Genomic DNA, 17,017 nt, shown 5'->3' with positions numbered 1-17,017 from the left:
GTAGACGGCTACGCTCCCGATCCCGGCGTCCCGGCAAGCACGGGCGACACGGACAGCGATTTCGCCACGGTTGGCGATGAGCACCTTGCGCACGATGGCTCCCTCCTTGAAAAACAAGCTGAGTTTAGGGAAGCCGTACACCGGCCCACGACCCGTCCCCCGTGGTGAGCTTGCCCACACGGAGTGTGATCCGCGGCTCGCTCATGTCGCGAAATCCCTTGTCGCACCACGGTACGCCGGGTCCCTGCCCGGCACATTAGCGTTCTGGTGTGGTCAAGGTCTCTGTCCCGACAGCCAGCGGGCCCCTCACATTCTTTGTGGAGTCCCTACGAATGGCCGAATGATTCTTTGCGCGCGGAAGCGCGAGTGGAAGATCGGGCTCACCGTGTCGTCCAAACCCTTGCCCAAGGGTTTACCCTCCCCCAAGCTCTTGAGGAGCAGGGGGGACCCCCATGTAGCGTTCGTGATGTCAGACGTACTACCGGTAACAGGGGCTGGGTGTAAGCAGGGGGTGGTGCGCCGTGGCGCGCAGACCGGTGGCTGTGGTGGCCGCGATCGTTCTTCTGGCCGAAGCCGTCGGCATCGTACTGATCAACTGGTTCTTCGGGCATGCCGTCGATCGGCAGCACATGTCCCTCGGCGGGGTCGACTCGGACACGATGTCGACCACGACGTACGTCATGGGCGGGGTCTTCGGGTTCTACCTCGGCCTGTGCGGCGTCGTCCTGCTGCTTGCCGGTGTACGCGACCGGGCGCCCGGGCGGTTCGGGCGCATCGTGCTCATCACGTGTGCGGTGACGCACGGGGTGCTGGGGGCGTTGACGGTGGGGCTGGTGGGGTGGGTCGCGTTCGCGTTCATGATGGTTGTGCTGGCGCTGGTTGTGCTGGTGCTGCTCATGTATGCGCCGCGCCTGCCGGCGGAGCCGGCTGACGCCCCCTCGGGTGAGGGCACCCCGCCTGAGCCTGCTGCCGCGTGAGCGCTCCGCTGGAAGCGGGGCGCATTTCGGCTGCGGACCGTGCGTGGCTGGTCTCTCCCCCAGGTTCTCGGCTTCGCTCGAACAGGGGGGACCCCCATCGCGGCGGAGCCGCACAATGACACGGCTCCGCGCCCCTATAGGGCAGTGTGCCGCAACGGGAATGCGACAGCTCGGCTCAGTCCCACAAGTCCGTGATCCCGATCCCCAGTTCCGCCAGCAGCTCGCGCAGCAACGGCAGGGACAGGCCGATCACGTTTCCCGGGTCGCCGTCGATGCCGTTCACGAACGGGGCCGAGCGGCCGTCCAGGGTGAACGCGCCCGCCACGTGGAGGGGTTCGCCACTCGCCACGTACGCGGCGATCTCCGCGTCGCTCGGCTCGCCGAAGCGGACCGTGGTGGACGCCGTGGCCGAGGCGCGGCGGCCGTTCGCCGTGTCGATGACGCAGTGGCCCGTCCGCAGCACTCCGGCGCGGCCGCGCATGGACTTCCAGCGGGCCGTGGCCTCCTCGGCGTCGGCGGGCTTGCCCAGCGCCTCGCCGTCCAGCTCCAGGACCGAGTCGCAGCCGATGAGCAGGGCTCCGGCGGCCTCGGGGCGGGCGGCGACCGCGTCGGCCTTGGCCTCGGCGAGGACCAGGGCGAGTTCGCCGGGCGTGGGGGCGGTGAGGGCGTCCTCGTCGACCCCGCTGACGATGACCTCGGGGGCGAGGCCGGCCTGGCGCAGCAGACCGAGCCGGGCGGGCGAGGCGGAGGCGAGGACGAGGCGGCGTGCGGCGGCAGTCATACGGGTCATCGTAGACAGCGCGGGGCGCCACCCGGACGGCGTACGCCTGTGAACGGAGGCGGTGTACGCGTCAGCGGAGGCTGACCACGAACATCCCCAGCACCATGAGCAGCGCCAGCACCAGGCCCGCGCGCCGCATCATCGCCTGGGCGTCGCGCAGTTCCTTGGGCGGCTCGTTCTTCGGGTCGGACCACAGCATGCCTTCGATACTGCGGCCGCCGGGGTCCCGGCGCCTGAGTACCCGTACTCAAGCGCCGGGGGCCCGGGGACTACGCCGGCCAGTACGTGCGCGCCCACGAGCGCGGACCCGGCCGGGGGACCGGGTGGCGGGCGATGCGGGCCGGGTCGGACCACTCCTCGGGGGGCAGCGGCGCACCGGACGACGCGGACGCCGTCGCCGCGGCGCGCGCCCGGACCACCGCCAGTGCGGCGGCCAGCTCCTCCGGAGTGGGGTTGCCCCGTACGACCTTGATCATGACCGCTCCTTCGGGGCCTAGAGGGGGATGTTGCCGTGCTTCTTCGGAGGAAGGCTTTCCCGCTTCGTCCGCAGCTGACGCAGGCCCCGCACGATGTGCGCACGGGTTTCGGACGGCATGATCACGGCGTCCACATAGCCGCGCTCGGCCGCGATGTACGGGTTGAGGAGCGTGTCCTCGTAGTCGGCGATCAGCTCCGCGCGGGTGGCCTCGGCGTCGTCCGCGGCCGCGATCGTACGGCGGTGCAGGATGTTCACCGCGCCCTGCGCGCCCATCACCGCGATCTGCGCGGTCGGCCAGGCCACGTTGAGGTCGGCGCCCAGGTGCTTGGAGCCCATGACGTCGTACGCGCCGCCGAAGGCCTTGCGGGTGATGACCGTGATCAGCGGGACGGTCGCCTCGGCGTACGCGTAGATCAGCTTGGCGCCGCGCCGGATGATGCCGCCGTACTCCTGGTCCACGCCCGGCAGGAAGCCCGGCACGTCCACGAAGGTGATCACCGGCACGTTGAAGGCGTCGCAGGTGCGCACGAAGCGCGCGGCCTTCTCGGAGGCGTTGATGTCCAGGCAGCCGGCGAACTGCATCGGCTGGTTGGCGACGATGCCGACCGGGAAGCCCTCGACGCGGCCGAAGCCGGTGAGGATGTTCGGCGCGAACAGGGCCTGGGTCTCCAGGAACTCGCCGTCGTCCAGGACGTGCTCGATGGCCGTGTGCATGTCGTACGGCTGGTTCGCGGAGTCCGGGATGAGCGTGTCCAGCTCCCGGTCGGCGTCCGAGGCCTCCAGGTCGGCCTCCTCGGGGAAGGCCGGGGGCTCGCTCAGGTTGTTCGAAGGCAGGTACGAGAGCAGGGACTTGACGTACTCGATGGCGTCCTTCTCGTCGCCCGCCATGTGGTGCGCCACACCCGAGGTGGTGTTGTGGGTGCGCGCGCCGCCCAGCTCCTCGAAGCCGACGTCCTCGCCGGTGACGGTCTTGATGACGTCCGGGCCGGTGATGAACATGTGCGAGGTCTGGTCGACCATCACCGTGAAGTCGGTGATGGCGGGGGAGTAGACCGCGCCGCCCGCGCAGGGGCCGACGATGAGGGAGATCTGCGGGACCACGCCCGAGGCGTGCACGTTGCGGCGGAAGATCTCGGCGAACAGGCCGAGCGCGACCACGCCCTCCTGGATGCGGGCGCCACCGCCGTCGTTGATGCCGATGACCGGGCAGCCGGTCTTCAGCGCGAAGTCCATGACCTTGACGATCTTCTCGCCGTAGACCTCGCCGAGCGAGCCGCCGAAGATGGTGAAGTCCTGGGAGTAGACGCAGACCGGGCGCCCGTCGACCGTGCCGTAACCGGTGACGACACCGTCTCCGTACGGGCGGTTCTTCTCGATCCCGAAGTTGGTCGAGCGGTGCCGGGCGAACTCGTCGAGCTCGACGAACGACCCTTCGTCGAGGAGCAGGTCGACCCGCTCACGGGCGGTCAACTTGCCCTTGGCGTGCTGCTTTTCCACAGCGCGCTCGGAGCCGGCGTGCGTTGCCTCCCCGATGCGGCGCTGCAGATCCGCGAGCTTGCCCGCGGTCGTGTGGATGTCAGTCACTTCTTGCTGCTCCGGCTCGGACATCGGGATGCGGCTCCCTGCCTGGTCACGGGTTTCGGCTGGCTACTGACTCGTAGGGTAGTGGCGCGGATACCGTTCGGCAGTGCGTCGTTTGCCACACCGGGGTGCGCTTGCGCCCGCGCGCCTAACCTGGCTCGTATGACGCCCCAGGACGCATCCGAAAGCCGCTGGTCCGACCTCGACCGGCCTCCTCTGAACGCCTCCGCCCTGCGCCACGCCCTGGTGCGGCCGGGCGCCCTGTGGACCTCCCTGGACGTGGTCCAGGCGACGGGCTCGACCAACTCCGACCTGACCGCCCGGGCCAAGGAGCTCCCCGAGGGCGCGGTCCTGGTGGCCGAGGAGCAGACCGCCGGGCGCGGCCGCCTCGACCGCAGCTGGTCGGCGCCGCCGCGCTCGGGCCTCTTCTTCTCCGTGCTGCTGCGGCCCGGCCCGGGCGTCCCGGTGGAACGCTGGGGCTGGCTCCCGCTGCTGGCCGGGGTGGCGGTCGCCACCGGTCTGTCCCGCGCCGCGGGCGTCGACACGGCGCTGAAGTGGCCCAACGACCTGCTGGTCAAGGTCGGCGGCGAGGAGCGCAAGGCGGGCGGGATCCTTGCCGAGCGGGCGGGCGGGGACGCGGTGGTGGTCGGCATCGGCCTCAATGTCACCCTGCGCGCCGACGAGCTGCCGGTGCCCGGCGCCGGGTCGCTGGCGCTGGCGGACGCGATCTCGACCGACCGCGAGACGCTGCTGCGGGCCGTGCTGCGCTCCCTGGAGCAGTGGTACGTGGACTGGCGCGAGGCGGGCGGCGACCCGGCGGCGTCCCGGCTCCAGGAGACGTACGCGGCGGGCTGCGCCACGCTCGGCCGGGCCGTGCGCGCCGAGCTCCCGGGCGACCGCGCCCTGACCGGCGAGGCGGTCGCGGTGGACGCGGACGGGCGCCTGGTACTCGCCACGGAGGAGGGCGGGCGCGAGGCGGTGGCGGCGGGCGACATCGTCCACCTGCGCCCGGCGGCGGGCTGAGCCCCCTCGTTTCGCCTCGGAGTCACCTCCGAGCGACAAGGCAAAGCGACAAGGCAACGGGTGCGAGGACGTGAGCTACGGCACACCTGCCGTATCGTGGAGCCCGATCCAGCGACAGATCGGCAGGTAAGTGCGCAGGGAACGGGCAGGAGGCGGCTGGTGACCGTCGACGACACGCAGTCCGGTGAGGGTGCCGGCCCCCCCTCGGAGCCGGTGCCCTCCGCGTACCCGACCCCGCACCACGTCGTGGACCACACCGCCGAGCCCACCGCCGATCCGCTCGCCATCCGCCTGGAGCAGCTGATCCTGGGCGCGGACCGCCGGTACACGCCGTTCCAGGCGGCCCGGACGGCCGGGGTCTCCATGGAGCTGGCCTCGCGGTTCTGGCGGGCCATGGGGTTCGCGGACATCGGGCAGGCAAAGGCGCTCACCGAGGCCGACGTGCTGGCGCTGCGCCGGCTCGCCGGTCTGGTCGAGGCGGGGCTGCTCAGCGAGCCCATGGCGGTCCAGGTGGCCCGCTCCACCGGGCAGACCACCGCCCGGCTGGCCGAATGGCAGATCGATTCCTTCCTGGAGGGCCTGACCGAGCCGCCCGAGCCCGGTATGACCCGTACGGAGGTCACGTACCCGCTGGTGGAGCTGCTCCTGCCGGAGCTGGAGGAGTTCCTCGTCTATGTGTGGCGGCGCCAGCTGGCCGCCGCCACCGGGCGCGTGGTGCAGGCCGCCGACGACGAGGAGATGGTCGACCGGCGGCTCGCCGTCGGCTTCGCGGACCTCGTCGGGTTCACGCGGCTCACCCGGCGCCTTGAGGAGGAGGAGCTGGGCGAGCTCGTCGAGGCCTTCGAGACGACCGCCGCCGACCTGGTCGCCGCGCATGGCGGCCGCCTCATCAAGACCCTCGGCGACGAGGTCCTCTTCGCCGCCGACGACGCCGGGACCGCCGCCGAGATATCGCTCCGGCTCATCGAGACGATGGGCCACGACGAGACGATGCCGGCGCTGCGCGTGGGCATCGCCTTCGGCACGGTCACCACCCGGATGGGCGATGTCTTCGGCACGACCGTGAACCTGGCCAGCCGGCTCACCTCGATAGCGCCCAAGGACTCGGTCCTGGTGGACGGCGCGTTCGCGGAGGAGGTGGCGCGTACGGGCGACGCGCCGGTGTCGGAGACGCAGGCCGCGGAGGAGGCCGCGAAGGCGGAGAAGGAGGGCGAGGAGCCCCCCAAGTACCGCTTCGCGCTCCAGCCGATGTGGCAGCGCCCGGTGCGGGGCCTGGGCGTGGTCGAGCCCTGGATGCTGCACCGTCGGGGTGTGTGAGCGCCCCGCGGGTGCGTGGCGCTTCGTCTGCGAGCCGTCTTGGGCTGGTCGCGCGGTTCCCCGCACCCCTTCCGGGGCGCTGACGCGCCCGCCTAGGATCTCCCGACGTAACGTTCGTTAACGTCGTCGGGAGGGTCTCATGGGCACGGATGAGCAGCGGTACGGGGAGTTCGTGGGCGTACGGCGGCACGGGCACGTCGCCGAGCTGGTCCTGGACCGGCCCAAGGCCATGAACGCCGTCTCCACCGAGATGGCCCGCTCGATCGCCGCCGCCTGCGACGCGCTCGCCGCCGACCCCTCGGCGCGGGCGGTCGTGGTGACCTCCACGCACGAGCGGGCCTTCTGCGTGGGCGCCGATCTCAAGGAGCGCAACTCCTTCACCGACGCCGAGCTCGTGCGCCAGCGCCCCACCGCGCGGGCCTGCTACACCGGCGTCCTGGAGCTGCCCATGCCGACCGTGGCCGCCGTGCACGGCTTCGCGCTCGGCGGCGGGTTCGAGCTGGCGCTCGCCTGCGACCTGATCGTGGCGGACGCGACGGCGGTCGTCGGCCTGCCGGAGGTGTCGGTCGGCGTGATCCCCGGCGGCGGCGGTACGCAGCTGCTGCCCCGGCGCGTGGGCGCGGCCCGGGCGGCCGAACTGGTCTTCACCGCGCGGCGGGTGGAGGCGCCGGAGGCGGGCGAGCTGGGCCTGGTCGACGTGCTGGTGGGCGCGGGCGAGGACCGTACGGAGGCGCTGGCGCTGGCCGGGCGGATCGCGGCGAACTCGCCGGTCGGGCTGCGCGCGGCCAAGCGGGCGATGCGGCTGGGGCACGGGCTCGACCTGCGCGCGGGCCTGGAGGTCGAGGACGCGGCGTGGCGGTCGGTGGCGTTCTCGGGGGACCGGGCGGAGGGCGTCGCGGCGTTCAACGAGAAGCGGAAGCCGCAGTGGCCGGGCGAGTGAGCTGATCTTGTAGTCGGCCCAGGCCCGGCCAACTGATCAAAATTGGGCAAAACTCCCTAAACTGGAGGGATGCGCGGTGAGGGCGAGGGTGTCGGCGGGACCGAGGACGTACGGCTGCGGGCCGTGGTGTCGCTGGCGCAGGCCATGGCGGCGGCCCACACCCCGCGCGAGTCCTGGCGGGCGGCGGCGCTCGGCGCGCGGGACGCGCTCGCCGGGAACTTCGCCGCGCTCTCCACGTGGGAGCGGGAGCTCGGGCGGCTGCGGGTCCTGGTGAACGCGGGCGAACGGGCCGAGGGGGAGGAGGAGTTCCCCGAGGACGAGACGTATCCGGTGCACCAGTTCCCCGAGATCACCGAGTTCCTGCACGAGCGGTGGGCCGGCGGGGGCGAGCCCAACGCCTGGGTGGAGACGGCCGCGGGGCCCGGCGACGCGGCGGGCTACTGCCACGAGCGGGTCACCGCGCTGCGGCGGCGCGGGCGCGGCTGCTGCGTGGTCGCGCCCATCGTGCTGCACGGGCGGGCGTGGGGTGAGCTGTACGTGGCCCGGCCGGTGGGCGCGCCCCTCTTCGACGCGTCCGACGCGGACTTCGCGACCGTCCTGGCGTCGGTGGCGGCGGCCGGGATCGCCCAGACCGAACGCCTGGAGGAGGTCCGCCGCCTCGCCTTCACCGACCCGCTGACGGGCCTGGCCAACCGCAGGGCGGTGGACGTACGCCTGGACGAGGCGGTCGAGAGCCACCGCAGGGACGGCTCGGTGGTGAGCCTGGTGGTGTGCGACCTGAATGGTCTCAAGCGGGTCAACGACACCCGGGGCCACGCCGTCGGCGACCGGCTCCTTGAGCGCTTCGGCTCGGTGCTCTCCCTCTGCGGCGCGAAGCTCCCGGGGGCGCTGGCGGCACGCCTGGGCGGCGACGAGTTCTGCCTGCTGTCGGTGGGCCCGCCGCCGGACGAGGTGGTCGGGGTCGCGTCTGAACTGTGCCTGCGCGCGGGCGAGTTGGAGCTGGGTGAGGGTGTCGCGTGCGGGGTGGCCTCCACAGGCGACCCCATCGGCCCGGTCCGCTCGGCCCGCCGCTTGTTCCGCCTCGCGGACGCGGCCCAGTACCGGGCGAAGGCGGCCCGCTCGACGACGCCGGTGGTGGCGGGGCGGGACGGCGCGGTGATCCAACTCGCGGATACGCCACAGCCGGAGCGGGCGGAACGGAGGCGGTTCCGGGGGAGGGGGTGAATTCCCCACCCCGCCCCTTCCCTCGACCCTTCGGGGGTGGGTGGGGTTGAGGTGGCTCTTCCGGGGGCTATGCCCCCGGACCCCGGGCGGGACCTGCGGCCCCTGCACCCGGCTTTCGGGGCTCCGCCCCGGGCCCTGTTCGTCTGCGACCAGCCACACACAGCCCGCAGACGAACGGAGCCGGGGCGGAGCCCCGAAGCGGGGTGCGGGGGCCGCAGGCCCCGGGAAACCCACCTCGACCCACCCCCGCCCCCGGAGGGTTCAGGGAAGGGGCGGGGTGGGGGAATGCAACGGTAAGGACCCACCCCGCACTCCACTAGTGACACGCGCCGATTCAATCCGTACGCTGCTGAATATGGATATGCACACTGTCGTGGTGGGGACGTCCGGGACGACCCCGGAGGACGTCGTCGCCGTTGCCCGTCAGGGCGCCCGGGTCGAGCTGTCGGCCGAAGCACTCGACGCCCTCGCCAGGGCCCGCGCGATCGTCGACGCGCTGGCCGCCAAGCCGGAGCCCGTGTACGGCGTCTCCACCGGCTTCGGCGCCCTCGCCAGCCGGCACATCAGCCCGGACCTGCGCGCCCAGCTCCAGCGCAACATCGTGCGCTCGCATGCCGCGGGCATGGGCCCGCGCGTGGAGCGCGAGGTCGTACGCGCGCTGATGTTCCTGCGGCTGAAGACCGTCGCCTCCGGCCACACCGGCGTACGCCCCTCCGTGGCGCAGACGATGGCGGACATCCTGAACGCCGGCATCACCCCGGTCGTCCACGAGTACGGCTCGCTCGGCTGCTCCGGCGACCTCGCGCCGCTCTCGCACTGTGCCCTGACCCTGATGGGCGAGGGCGACGCCGAGGGCCCCGACGGTGTCGTACGGCCTGCGGGCGAGCTGCTCGCCGAGGCCGGCATCGAGCCCGTCGAGCTGCGCGAGAAGGAGGGCCTGGCCCTCCTCAACGGCACCGACGGCATGCTCGGCATGCTGATCATGGCCCTCGCGGACCTCAAGAAGCTCTACACCTCCGCCGACATCACCGCGGCCCTCTCGCTGGAGGCGCTGCTCGGCACGGCCAAGGTGCTCGCGCCCGAGCTGCACGCCATCCGCCCGCACCCCGGTCAGGGCGCCTCCGCCGCCAACATGCTGGCCGTGCTGAAGGGGTCGGGCCTGACCGGGCACTTCCAGCAGGACGAGGCCCCGCGCGTCCAAGACGCGTACTCGGTGCGCTGCGCCCCCCAGGTGGCCGGCGCGGGCCGCGACACCATGGCGTACGCCCTCACCGTCGCCGAGCGCGAGCTCGCCTCGGCCGTCGACAACCCGGTCGTCCTGCCGGACGGGCGCGTGGAGTCCAACGGCAACTTCCACGGCGCCCCGGTCGCCTATGTCCTGGACTTCCTGGCGATCGCCGCCGCCGACCTCGGCTCCATCGCCGAGCGCCGCACCGACCGTCTGCTCGACAAGAACCGCTCGCACGGCCTGCCGCCGTTCCTCGCGGACGACGCCGGTGTCGACTCCGGTCTGATGATCGCCCAGTACACGCAGGCGGCCCTGGTCAGCGAGATGAAGCGGCTGGCCGTGCCCGCCTCCGCCGACTCCATCCCGTCCTCGGCGATGCAGGAGGACCACGTCTCCATGGGCTGGTCGGCCGCCCGCAAGCTGCGCACCGCGATCGACAACCTGACCCGGATCATCGCCGTCGAGATGTACGCGGCGACCCGGGGCATCGAGCTGCGCCACGGCCTCACCCCCGCGCCCGCCTCCCAGGCCGCCATCAAGGCCGCCCGCGAGGCCGGCGTCGGCGGCCCCGGCCCGGACCGCTTCCTCGCCCCCGACCTGGCCGCCGCCGACGCGTTCGTGCGCAGCGGGCAGCTGGTCGCGGCGGTGGAGCCGGTGACCGGCCCGCTGGCCTGATCCACACGCGGTACGCGAAGGGGCGCCCGGGAACTTCCCGGGCGCCCCGACTCGTTACACGTACTGCGTACGTCAGTACTGCTGCCGCGCCCGCCGCACCGAGAAGGCGACGAACCCGGCGCCCAGGCCCAGGAAGAGCGTGCCGCCGAACAGGTACGGGGACGTGTCCACGGTGCCCGTGTCGGCGAGGGCGAGATCCGCCTGTGTGCCCGGAGCGGCGGCCGTCGAACGGGCCGGGGCCGACGGTGGCTTCCCGTCCGTGGCGTTGGCTGACGGGACGAACCACAGAGCGCAGAGCAGCGAGCCCGCCGCGGTGGCGGTGAGCAGAGGCCGGCGAGCGACGGACACCTGGTCGATCCCCCTTGTGGATACGGCGAATTGGTGGTGTGTGCCGATGCTAGTGAAAGCAGCGGGTCGCAGGAAAGTCGCGGAGGTCCCGAGCCCTACGCTCCGACGCATGACGACAGAAGAGACACCACGCTATGTCCGGCTCCGGGTGGATTTGGTACTGGAGATCGACGACCCGGAGGCGCTGACTGGCGCGGCCCTGGAGCGCATCGCGGCGGACGAGCTCCTTCCGGACCAGGAACGCGCGCATGCCCAGTCCGCTGTACGGGAAGACGAGGCGGAGGCCCTGGCGTATCTGGTCGATCCCTTCGACCTGGTCGCCGAAGTGCCGGGGGTCGAGCTTGCGCAGGCCTCCTGGAGCAGCGAGGAGGTCGAGTACGACCCCGACGACGAGGACTGGGACCTCGACGAGGAAGATGAGAGCGACGAGGAGGACGGAGACGACGGCCCGAGGCCGTGACGTCCTTGGAGCCGCGGGGCCGGTTTGTCCGGCCCGGGTGGTATTTCCCACACCTCCTCCGCAAAAGGAACCACAGCCTCAGTGGCTATGTTGTTCAGTCGATGGCTTGGGGGAGACCGGCAACGATGGAGATGCGTGTGATAACGGAGAGTAAGCGGCGCAAGGGTCTCGTGGCCGCGTCCGCGGTGCTCGGTGGCGTACTGCTGCTGTCGGCCTGCAACGACGACGGCGGCAAGGACAAGGGTGCCGACGCCTCGAAGTCGTCGCAGTCCGAGGTCGACAAGGCGGCCGAGAAGGACACCTCCGACGCGAAGATCACCATCACGCCCAAGAACGGCGCCGACAACGTCGGCATCAACAACGACACCAAGGTCTCCGTCGCCGACGGCAAGCTGACCTCGGTCGTCATGACGTCCGCCGAGGGCACGCCGGTCGCGGGCAAGATATCCGCGGACGGGCTCAGCTGGGTGCCGGACAAGCAGCTGAAGCGGTCCGCCAAGTACAAGATCACGGCGACCGCGCAGGACGCGAAGGGCCGCGAGGCGCACGAGAACGCCTCGTTCGCGACCGTCTCGCCCTCCAACAGCTTCATCGGCAACTTCACGCCGGAGTCCGGCTCCACGGTCGGCGTGGGCATGCCCGTGTCGGTGACCTTCGACAAGGCGATCACCAACAAGAAGGACGTCCAGTCCCACATCACGGTGAACTCCAGCAGCGGCCAGGAGGTCGTCGGGCACTGGTTCGGCGCGCAGCGCCTGGACTTCCGCCCGCAGGACTACTGGAAGTCCGGCTCGACCGTCACCATGAAGCTCGACCTGGACGGCGTCGAGGCCAAGCCCGGCGTCACCGGCGTCCAGGAGAAGACGGTCACCTTCAAGATCGGCCGCAACCAGGTCTCCACGGTCGACGCCCAGACCCACCAGATGACCGTCACGCAGGACGGCAGGACCGTCAAGACGATCCCGATCTCGGCGGGCGCGCCCGACCACAAGACGTACAACGGCACCATGGTGATCTCCGAGAAGTTCAAGGAGACCCGGATGAACGGCGCCACCGTCGGCTTCACGGACGGCGACGGCAAGGGCGAGTACGACATCAAGGACGTCCCGCACGCGATGCGGCTCTCCGCCTCCGGCACGTTCATCCACGGCAACTACTGGGGCGCCAAGTCCATCTTCGGCAGCGCCAACACCAGCCACGGATGCGTCGGCCTCTCCGACACCAAGGGCGCGGGCGATGCGGGCACCGCGGGTGCCTGGTTCTACGAGCACTCCATCGTCGGTGACGTGGTCGTCGTCAAGAACACCGGCGACAAGACCATCTCGCCCGACAACGGCTTCAGCGACTGGAACGTCAGCTGGGCGGCGTGGAAGGCGGGCTCCGCGGTCTGATCCCGCCCCGTACGACAGCAGCGGCCGCGCCCGGTCCTCGGGCGCGGCCGTTCGCGTTCCTGTGTCACCCGTACGCGTTCTCATGGCGCTCTCATCGTGGCCTTAACCCACCATCACCCCGCCCGCCTAGCTTCGCGCCATGTTCTTCACCTACCTCCGGCGCGAGCTGCGCCGCCGCAGAAAGGCGGCGCTGGTCGTCGCCTCGGGGCTGGCCCTGGGTATCGCGCTGGTCATCGTGGTCAGCTCGGTGTCGACCGGGATGACCCGGGCGCAGGGCAAGGTCCTGCAGTCGCTGTACGGGCTCGGCACCGACATGACGGTCACCAAGGCCGCGGCCCCGCCCGGCAGTTCCGACGAGGGCCGGCCGCGCTTCAGGTTCGACGCCAAGGGCAGCGGGGACAGCGCCGCCCAGTCCAGCGACCGGGTGATGGTGCAGGGCTTCCAGACCCTCGCGTCGTCCACCGTCGACCAGGTCGGCAGGCAGAGCGGGGTGGCGGACGCGGTCGGCGGGCTGAACCTGACCGTACTGAAGGTCAACGGCCAGTTCACCCGCGGCGAGTTCAAGCAGTTCCGGCAGGAGCAGCGCGCCAAGGGCGGCGGCAGGAGCGGCGGCGGGAGCGGCGCCCCGCAGGGCGAGGTGCAGGGCGGCGGCGCCTCCTTCGACGTCAACTCCTTCACGGTGTACGGCACGGACGTCACCAAGCAGCAGCTCGGCCCGCTCACCTCCTCCAGGATCACCTCGGGGCGCACCTTCCGTACCGACGAGAGCGCCGCCAAGGTCGCGGTCCTCGACAGCGCGTACGCCAAGGAGAAGAAGCTGGCGACGGGCGGCAGCATCACCGTCTCCAGCACCAAGTACACGGTCATCGGGGTCGCCACGGCCGACAGCGGGAACGCCGCCGCCAACGTCTATCTGCCGCTCGCGCAGGCGCAGGCGCTCGCCGGTGCCAAGGACAAGATCACCACGGTCTACGTCAAGGCCGCCGACTCGCAGCGGATCGCCGGAGTGAAGTCCGCCATCCAGAAGAACGTCTCCGGGACCACCGTGACCACCTCGGCCGACCTCGCCGACACCGTCTCCGGCTCCCTCTCCACCGCCGCCGACCTCGCCTCCAACGTCGGCAAGTGGCTCTCCATCGCCGTCCTGGCCGCCGCCTTCCTGGTGGCAGGACTGCTCACCTCGTCGGCGGTCAGCCGCCGGGTGCGGGAGTTCGGCACGCTCAAGGCGCTCGGCTGGAAGAGCGGCCGGGTCACCCGCCAGGTCGTCGGAGAAGCCCTGGTCAACGGGCTGATGGGAGGCGTGCTCGGCATCGGTCTCGGCCTCGCGGGCGCCTACGCCGTCACCGCGATCAGTCCCACGCTCACCGCCAAGCTCGGCGGCGGGGGCGGCAATGGCGGCGGGGCGGGCTTCGGCGGGGGCGGCGGCGGCTTCGGGCGGCGCACCGCGGCCAAGGCCGTCGACATCACGCTCACCGCGCCGGTCTCCGTCACCACCATCGGCCTCGCCGTGGCCCTGGCCGTCGCGGGCGGTCTCGTCGCGGGCGGCTTCGGCGGCTGGCGCGCCTCCCGGCTGCGCCCGGCCGACGCCCTGCGCCGCGTCGAATAGCCGCCGCGCACCGCTCACTCACGTACGTACGAAAGGAACCGACCCCGAGTCATGTATGAACTCAGCGGCGTCACCAAGCGGTACCGGCGGGGCAAGGACACCATCGACGCGCTCGACGGAGTCGATCTGACCATCGAGGACGGCGGCCGCCTGGTCATCCAGGGCCCCACCGGCGGCGGCAAGTCCACCCTGCTCCAGATGCTCGGTGGGCTCGACCGGCCCACCGCGGGCAGCGTCGTCCTGGACGGTGTCGACCTGGCGAGCCTGCCCGAGGCGCGGCTCACCAAGGTGCGGGCCGAGTCCATCGGCTTCGTCTTCCAGAGCTTCAACCTGATCCCGACGCTCACCGCCCAGGAGAACGTCGAGACCGCCCTCGTCCCGCTCGGCCTCAAGGCCGCCGACCGGCGCGAGCGCGCCGCCGAGGCGCTGGCCTCGGTGGGCCTGGGCGAGCGCCTCGCCCATCTGCCGGGCGAGATGTCCGGCGGCCAGCAGCAGCGGGTCGCCATCGCCCGCGCGGTCGTCAAGCGCCCCAAGGTCCTGCTCGCCGACGAGCCCACCGGCAACCTCGACGAGGGCATGCGCGACGAGATCATGGACGTGCTCGAAGGCCTGTGGAAGGAGCACGGTCTGACCTTCGTCATGGTCACCCACGACACGGCCCTGGCCCGCCGCGCCCCGCGCATCGCCGTCATCCGCAGGGGGAAGGTGACGATCACCGAGAACGCGTCGGCGGCGTGATCACACCGGTCGTGACGATCACTGGGAGCGCGTCGGCGGTGTGACGGGAGCCGGGCGGCCGCCGGGACCGGAGGACTCCGGATCCGGCGCGGCCGCCCAGCTCGCGAGCAGCCGCAGCGAGTCCGCCGAGGGCGAGCCCGGCTCCGCGTAGTACGTCACGAGCGACAGATCGTGCTCCTCGGGCAGCTTCAACGTCTCGTACGACAGCGTCAGTTCGCCCACCACCGGGTGGTGGAGCCGCTTGGTGCCGTGGCCCTTCTGGCGGACGGTGTGGGCGGCCCACAGCGTACGGAACTCGTCGCTCTTGACCGACAGCTCGCCCACCAGGGCCGTGAGCAGCGGGTCGTCCGGGTAGCAGCCCGCGCACAGCCGCAGCACGCCCACCACCTCGGCCGCCTTGTCCTGCCAGTCGATGTACCGCTCGCGGGCGGTCGGGTCGAGGAAGACATGGCGGGCGAAGTTCCGCTCCTCCGCCGGGAGTTCGACGAAGTCGCCGATCAGGGCGGCGGCCATCCGGTTCCAGGCCAGCAGGTCGAGCCGGCGGCCCAGGATGTACGCCGGGACCGCCTCCATCGAGTCGATCAGATGGAGCAGCTGCGGCCGCACCGCCGCCTGCCGCCCGGCCCCGGCCTTCTTCTTCTTGGCCGCCGTCGGCTTGGCCAGGTGCGTGAGGTGCTGCTGCTCGACGTCGGTCAGTCGCAGCGCCCTGGCGATCGCGTCGAGCACCTCGACCGACACGTTCTGCCCGTTCCCCTGCTCCAGACGCGTGTAGTACGCGACCGACACCCCGGCCAGCTGGGCCAGCTCCTCCCGGCGCAGCCCCGGCACCCGGCGGTGCCGCCCGAAGTCGGGCAGGCCCACGTCCCCGGGCTTGAGCCGGGCCCGGCGGGAGCGGAGGAATTCACTGAGTTCGGCACGCTGGTCCATGACATCCCAGTATCCCCAGTCCTCGCCGTCGTACGACCATGAGCCTGACCCTGTCAGTAGTACGCACACCATGCGTACGCACGGCGGACGTACGAAGACCAGGGGGCTGGGTGGCGGGCGGCGGCTGCGGCACCGTGGACGGCGTACCCGAGAACCCCGAGGAGTCAAGGCAATGACCACCGTCGCCGCCTACGCCGCCCCCGCCGCCAAGGCCCCGCTGGAGCGCACCACCATCGAGCGCCGCGACGTCGGCACACACGACATCCTGATCGAGATCAAGTACGCCGGCATCTGCCACTCCGACATCCACCAGGCCCGCGAGGGCTGGGGCGAGGCCATCTTCCCGATGGTCCCGGGCCACGAGATCGCCGGTGTCGTCACCGAGGTGGGCCCCGGCGTCACCAAGTACTCCGTCGGCGACCGGGTCGGCGTCGGCTGTTTCGTCGACTCCTGCGGCGAGTGCGCGCAGTGCGTGGCCGGGCAGGAGCAGTTCTGCGCCCAGGCCGTCGGCACGTACAACGCCGTCGGCCGGGACGGCGAGCCCACCTACGGCGGCTACTCCACCCACGTGGTCGTCTCCGAGCGCTTCGCGGTCCGCATCCCCGACGCCCTTTCCCTCGACGTGGCGGCGCCGCTGCTCTGCGCCGGGATCACCCTCTACTCGCCGCTCAAGCGCTGGCAGGCGGGCCCCGGCAAGAAGGTCGCGATCCTGGGCCTCGGCGGCCTCGGCCACATGGGCGTCAAGATCGCGCACGCGCTCGGCGCCGAGGTGACCGTGCTCAGCCAGACGCTGCGCAAGCGGGAGGACGGCCTGAAGCTGGGCGCCGACCACTTCCACGCCACCAGCGACCCGAAGACCTTCGAGCAGCTCGCGGGCTCCCTCGACCTGATCGTCTCGACGGTCTCGGCCCCGCTGGACCTCGGCGCCTACCTCGGTCTCCTGAAGCCGGGCGGCGCCCTGGTGAACGTCGGCGCCCCCGAGGAGCCCAACGCGCTCAACATGTTCGGCCTCATAGGCGGCAACAAGATCCTGGCCGGCTCGATGATCGGCGGCATCGCGGAGACCCAGGAAATGCTGGACTTCTGCGCCGAGCACGGCCTGGGCTCGGAGATCGAGCTGATCCGCGCGGACCAGGTGAACGAGGCGTACGAGCGGGTGCTGGCGAGCGATGTGCGGTACCGGTTCGTGATCGACACGGCGACGATCTGATCTGAGGGGCGGGGGGGGGGGGGGGGGGGGGGGGGGGGGGGGGGGGGGGGGGGGGGGGGGGGGGGGGGGGGGGGGGGGGGGGGCGGGTAGGCAGAACGGCAAAGGAGAGAAAG

18 protein-coding genes are annotated in these 17,017 nt (G+C 71.7%); 11 read left to right on the top strand and 7 right to left on the bottom strand.

The features are described from left to right. On the bottom strand, positions 1 to 93 hold a 93-nt coding region (locus tag ACZ499_RS24330), incomplete at its 3' end, for a biotin carboxylase N-terminal domain-containing protein (RefSeq protein WP_351219746.1). A gap of 452 nt (positions 94 to 545) precedes the next feature. Between ACZ499_RS24330 and ACZ499_RS24325 the strand changes: the two genes are divergently transcribed. Next, entirely contained in the window at positions 546 to 977 is a 432-nt protein-coding gene (locus ACZ499_RS24325) for a hypothetical protein (protein ID WP_468677840.1), read from the top strand. A gap of 175 nt (positions 978 to 1,152) precedes the next feature. Here the strand turns inward: ACZ499_RS24325 and ACZ499_RS24320 are convergent, their stop codons facing one another. From ACZ499_RS24320 to ACZ499_RS24305, 4 genes are all read right to left on the bottom strand, one after another. After that, complete coding sequence (locus ACZ499_RS24320) at positions 1,153 to 1,758, bottom strand: Maf family protein (RefSeq protein WP_385550005.1); 606 nt, start codon at positions 1,756 to 1,758, stop codon at positions 1,153 to 1,155. A 70-nt stretch (positions 1,759 to 1,828) separates the two neighbouring features. Continuing rightward, positions 1,829 to 1,957, bottom strand: a complete 129-nt coding sequence (gene mmpB / locus ACZ499_RS24315) for a morphogenic membrane protein MmpB (RefSeq protein WP_266982965.1) — start codon at positions 1,955 to 1,957, stop codon at positions 1,829 to 1,831. Positions 1,958 to 2,027: 70 nt separating this feature from the next. Further along, positions 2,028 to 2,234 (bottom strand): acyl-CoA carboxylase epsilon subunit, encoded by a 207-nt coding sequence (locus ACZ499_RS24310; protein ID WP_371654371.1) that lies wholly within the window; start codon positions 2,232 to 2,234, stop codon positions 2,028 to 2,030. 17 nt (positions 2,235 to 2,251) lie between these two features. Next, a complete protein-coding gene (locus tag ACZ499_RS24305; protein ID WP_468677837.1) occupies positions 2,252 to 3,844 on the bottom strand; it encodes an acyl-CoA carboxylase subunit beta in 1,593 nt (530 codons plus the stop codon). 135 nt (positions 3,845 to 3,979) lie between these two features. Here ACZ499_RS24305 and ACZ499_RS24300 point away from each other — a divergent pair, with 135 nt between their 5' ends. The 5 genes from ACZ499_RS24300 (at position 3,980) to hutH (ending at position 10,224) form a co-directional block, all read left to right on the top strand. After that, a complete protein-coding gene (locus ACZ499_RS24300) occupies positions 3,980 to 4,840 on the top strand; it encodes a biotin--[acetyl-CoA-carboxylase] ligase (protein WP_468677835.1) in 861 nt (286 codons plus the stop codon). Between the two features lie 159 nt (positions 4,841 to 4,999). Beyond that, a complete protein-coding gene (locus ACZ499_RS24295) occupies positions 5,000 to 6,157 on the top strand; it encodes an adenylate/guanylate cyclase domain-containing protein (RefSeq protein WP_468677833.1) in 1,158 nt (385 codons plus the stop codon). A 139-nt stretch (positions 6,158 to 6,296) separates the two neighbouring features. Continuing rightward, positions 6,297 to 7,097 carry an enoyl-CoA hydratase/isomerase family protein gene (locus tag ACZ499_RS24290; protein ID WP_385549989.1) on the top strand — a complete coding sequence of 267 codons (801 nt, stop codon included), beginning with the start codon at positions 6,297 to 6,299 and terminating at the stop codon, positions 7,095 to 7,097. A gap of 69 nt (positions 7,098 to 7,166) precedes the next feature. Further along, complete coding sequence (locus tag ACZ499_RS24285; protein WP_468677831.1) at positions 7,167 to 8,321, top strand: GGDEF domain-containing protein; 1,155 nt, start codon at positions 7,167 to 7,169, stop codon at positions 8,319 to 8,321. 361 nt (positions 8,322 to 8,682) lie between these two features. Then, positions 8,683 to 10,224, top strand: a complete 1,542-nt coding sequence (gene hutH / locus ACZ499_RS24280; protein WP_385550028.1) for a histidine ammonia-lyase — start codon at positions 8,683 to 8,685, stop codon at positions 10,222 to 10,224. 72 nt (positions 10,225 to 10,296) lie between these two features. Here the strand turns inward: hutH and ACZ499_RS24275 are convergent, their stop codons facing one another. Then, positions 10,297 to 10,572, bottom strand: coding sequence for a hypothetical protein (locus ACZ499_RS24275; protein ID WP_468410507.1), 276 nt, complete (start codon positions 10,570 to 10,572; stop codon positions 10,297 to 10,299). Positions 10,573 to 10,681: 109 nt separating this feature from the next. Between ACZ499_RS24275 and ACZ499_RS24270 the strand changes: the two genes are divergently transcribed. The 4 genes from ACZ499_RS24270 to ACZ499_RS24255 all read left to right on the top strand — a co-directional run bounded on the left by ACZ499_RS24270 (position 10,682) and on the right by ACZ499_RS24255 (position 14,767). Continuing rightward, positions 10,682 to 11,032: a hypothetical protein gene (locus tag ACZ499_RS24270; RefSeq protein WP_468410508.1), complete on the top strand. Its 351-nt coding sequence runs from the start codon at positions 10,682 to 10,684 to the stop codon at positions 11,030 to 11,032. A gap of 125 nt (positions 11,033 to 11,157) precedes the next feature. Next, a complete protein-coding gene (locus ACZ499_RS24265; RefSeq protein WP_468410510.1) occupies positions 11,158 to 12,423 on the top strand; it encodes a L,D-transpeptidase in 1,266 nt (421 codons plus the stop codon). 139 nt (positions 12,424 to 12,562) lie between these two features. Then, positions 12,563 to 14,029, top strand: coding sequence for an ABC transporter permease (locus ACZ499_RS24260; RefSeq protein ID WP_468677829.1), 1,467 nt, complete (start codon positions 12,563 to 12,565; stop codon positions 14,027 to 14,029). A gap of 51 nt (positions 14,030 to 14,080) precedes the next feature. Then, positions 14,081 to 14,767, top strand: a complete 687-nt coding sequence (locus ACZ499_RS24255) for an ABC transporter ATP-binding protein (RefSeq protein WP_468677828.1) — start codon at positions 14,081 to 14,083, stop codon at positions 14,765 to 14,767. A gap of 18 nt (positions 14,768 to 14,785) precedes the next feature. Here ACZ499_RS24255 and ACZ499_RS24250 read toward each other — a convergent pair whose 3' ends face one another. Further along, positions 14,786 to 15,694 (bottom strand): helix-turn-helix domain-containing protein, encoded by a 909-nt coding sequence (locus ACZ499_RS24250; RefSeq protein WP_468677827.1) that lies wholly within the window; start codon positions 15,692 to 15,694, stop codon positions 14,786 to 14,788. A 172-nt stretch (positions 15,695 to 15,866) separates the two neighbouring features. On the opposite strand from ACZ499_RS24250, the gene ACZ499_RS24245 reads away from it, so the two are divergent. Beyond that, a complete protein-coding gene (locus ACZ499_RS24245) occupies positions 15,867 to 16,904 on the top strand; it encodes an NAD(P)-dependent alcohol dehydrogenase (protein ID WP_468677825.1) in 1,038 nt (345 codons plus the stop codon). The last annotated feature ends 113 nt before the right edge of the window (positions 16,905 to 17,017 follow it).

The organism is Streptomyces sp. NPDC031265 (genome assembly GCF_055570295.1).
The sequence above is the reverse complement of the archived record's forward strand: the minus strand, read 5'-3'. Positions and strand labels throughout refer to the sequence as shown.

Coding starts and splice junctions, on each gene's coding strand:
- ACZ499_RS24320 (WP_385550005.1), bottom strand. CDS start 1,758: ATGACTGCCGCCGCACGCCGCCTCGTCCTCGCCTCCGCCTCGCCCGCC.
- mmpB (WP_266982965.1), bottom strand. CDS start 1,957: ATGCTGTGGTCCGACCCGAAGAACGAGCCGCCCAAGGAACTGCGCGAC.
- ACZ499_RS24310 (WP_371654371.1), bottom strand. CDS start 2,234: ATGATCAAGGTCGTACGGGGCAACCCCACTCCGGAGGAGCTGGCCGCC.
- ACZ499_RS24305 (WP_468677837.1), bottom strand. CDS start 3,844: ATGTCCGAGCCGGAGCAGCAAGAAGTGACTGACATCCACACGACCGCG.
- ACZ499_RS24300 (WP_468677835.1), top strand. CDS start 3,980: ATGACGCCCCAGGACGCATCCGAAAGCCGCTGGTCCGACCTCGACCGG.
- ACZ499_RS24290 (WP_385549989.1), top strand. CDS start 6,297: ATGGGCACGGATGAGCAGCGGTACGGGGAGTTCGTGGGCGTACGGCGG.
- ACZ499_RS24285 (WP_468677831.1), top strand. CDS start 7,167: ATGCGCGGTGAGGGCGAGGGTGTCGGCGGGACCGAGGACGTACGGCTG.
- hutH (WP_385550028.1), top strand. CDS start 8,683: ATGCACACTGTCGTGGTGGGGACGTCCGGGACGACCCCGGAGGACGTC.
- ACZ499_RS24270 (WP_468410508.1), top strand. CDS start 10,682: ATGACGACAGAAGAGACACCACGCTATGTCCGGCTCCGGGTGGATTTG.
- ACZ499_RS24265 (WP_468410510.1), top strand. CDS start 11,158: ATGGAGATGCGTGTGATAACGGAGAGTAAGCGGCGCAAGGGTCTCGTG.
- ACZ499_RS24260 (WP_468677829.1), top strand. CDS start 12,563: ATGTTCTTCACCTACCTCCGGCGCGAGCTGCGCCGCCGCAGAAAGGCG.
- ACZ499_RS24255 (WP_468677828.1), top strand. CDS start 14,081: ATGTATGAACTCAGCGGCGTCACCAAGCGGTACCGGCGGGGCAAGGAC.
- ACZ499_RS24250 (WP_468677827.1), bottom strand. CDS start 15,694: ATGGACCAGCGTGCCGAACTCAGTGAATTCCTCCGCTCCCGCCGGGCC.
- ACZ499_RS24245 (WP_468677825.1), top strand. CDS start 15,867: ATGACCACCGTCGCCGCCTACGCCGCCCCCGCCGCCAAGGCCCCGCTG.